Annotated in this window: 3 protein-coding genes; all 3 read left to right on the top strand. The window is 71.5% G+C overall.

Annotated elements, in window-relative coordinates:
* Positions 1 to 392: transposase (locus tag FVA95_RS28460; RefSeq protein WP_193564409.1), on the top strand; the 392-nt coding region annotated here is incomplete at its 5' end.
* Between the two features lie 50 nt (positions 393 to 442).
* Complete coding sequence (locus FVA95_RS28455; RefSeq protein ID WP_240051793.1) at positions 443 to 1,195, top strand: serine hydrolase; 753 nt, start codon at positions 443 to 445, stop codon at positions 1,193 to 1,195.
* Between the two features lie 158 nt (positions 1,196 to 1,353).
* The coding region (locus FVA95_RS28450) for a BCCT family transporter (RefSeq protein ID WP_193564442.1) at positions 1,354 to 2,045 on the top strand (692 nt) is incomplete at its 3' end.

Below are 2,045 nucleotides of genomic sequence, written 5' to 3'. Positions count from 1 at the left end.
GAGCTATTTACACCGCGTCCACCGCCGATGCCGCTGCAGCCGCGCTGGATGATCTCGATGACGAGTGGGGGCGAGCCCATCCGGCGATGATACGTTTGTGGCGTAACGCCTGGACCGAGTTCGTGCCGTTCCTCGACTACGACATCGAGGTCCGGAGGGTGATCTGTACGACGAACGCGATCGAATCGTTGAACGCCCGCTACCGGCGAGCGGTCCGAGCGCGAGGGCATTTCCCCAGCGAGCAGGCCGCGATGAAATGTCTGTACCTTGTCACCCGCAGCCTCGACCCGACCGGACGAGGCCACACCCGATGGATGATGCGCTGGAAGCCAGTCCTCAACGCCTTCGCCATCACTTTCGGTGACCGCTGGCCGGGCGCCGAGCACTACTGACAACATCGCCGGAACCACCGTTCTCGTTACAGACCCCCGCGGGCCGGGCGGTGCACCCGTGGGCCGACCTCGTCCTGGCCGAGCCCGAGCACGACGCCGGGGTGATGGCCGCCGCCGGGCAGCTGTGGTGCACCGCGGCGGACCTGGCCCGGCTGGGGGCGCTGCTGCTCGGCGACACCGGCGGGGTGCTCTCGCCGGCGACGGTCGAGGAGATGACGCTGCCCGCCGGCGTCGACCCGTCGTCGCCGATCTGGGCGGGCTACGGACTGGGGGTGCAGGTCCAGCGGCACGAACGGCCCGGAGGCGGCACGACGACGCTGGTCGGGCACGGCGGCTCCATGCCCGGCTTCCTCGCCGGGCTCTGGGTGGACCGCGAGGAGGGCACCGGCGCGCTGGCGATGGGCAACACCACCTCCGGGATGGACGGCGGACTGCCCGCCGGGCTGCTGAACGACCTGCGCGTCGCCGAGCCCCGCGTCGTCGAGCCGTGGACCCCGCAGCCCTGCCCGGTCGATCCGGAGCTGCTCGGCCCGTGGTTCTGGGGGCCGTCGCCGTACGTGCTGCGCTCGGTCGGCGGTGGCCTGCTGCACCTGGGCGGGCTCGGCAGGCCCGGGCGCGCGTCGCGGTTCCGGCCGGGCCCGGACGGCACCTGGGTCGGCCTGGACGGCTACTTCGCCGGGGAGACCCTGCGGATCGCCCGCGACCACCTGTGGCTGGCGACCTTCGTCTTCACCCGCACCCCCTACGACCCGGCCGCGCCGGTCCCGGGCGGCGTCTCGGACGAGGGCTGGACCACGGGCTGACGTCGCCGACGTCGCCGGCCGACATCACGGTTCGGCTCGCACTGCGACACGGGGAGGGCCGAGTACCTACACTTTCGGCACACAAAACGACTTGTGCACCATTTCTGCACGAACGAGAGCGGAGGGGGGATGCGCCCGGCACGCGGGCGTGACCACGTATGACACAGGCCCAAACACCACCGGACGACCGTCCGGGCACGACCGGGGACGGCCGTCCCCGCACCGACTGGATCGTGTTCGGCGTCGGAGCCGCGCTCGCGCTGCTGTTCGTGCTGTGGGGGCTGCTCAGCGCCGACACCCTCGGTGCCACCGCCGAGGCGATGCTCGGCGGGCTGATGCGCGGCGGCGGCTGGGGATTCATCCTCGCCGCGACCGCCTTCGTCGCCTTCGCACTGTTCCTGGCCTTCAGCCGGTTCGGACGCATCAAGCTCGGCGCCGACGACGAGGAACCCGAGTTCCGCACGGTCTCCTGGATCGCGATGATGTTCTCCGCCGGCATGGGCATCGGGCTGATGTTCTTCGGCGTGAACGAGCCGCTGACCTTCTTCCGGTCACCGCCCCCCGGCTCCGCCGAGCCCGGCACCGTCGACGCGCTGCAGACCTCGATGGCGACGTCGCTGTTCCACTGGACGCTGCACCCGTGGGCGATCTACGCCGTCGTCGGCCTCGCCATCGCCTACTCCACCTTCCGCCGGGGCCGCCGGCAGCTCATCAGCCAGGCCTTCGTCCCGCTGATCGGCCGCAAGGCCGCCGAGGGCTCCATCGGCCGGGCCATCGACATCCTCGCGATCTTCGCGACGCTGTTCGGCTCCGCCGCCTCGCTCGGCCTGGGCGCCTTCCAGATCGGCGG

The organism is Pseudonocardia sp. EV170527-09 (assembly GCF_008369905.1).
Taxonomy (GTDB): Bacteria; Actinomycetota; Actinomycetes; order Mycobacteriales; family Pseudonocardiaceae; genus Pseudonocardia.
This window is presented reverse-complemented; position numbering and strand designations above follow the sequence as displayed.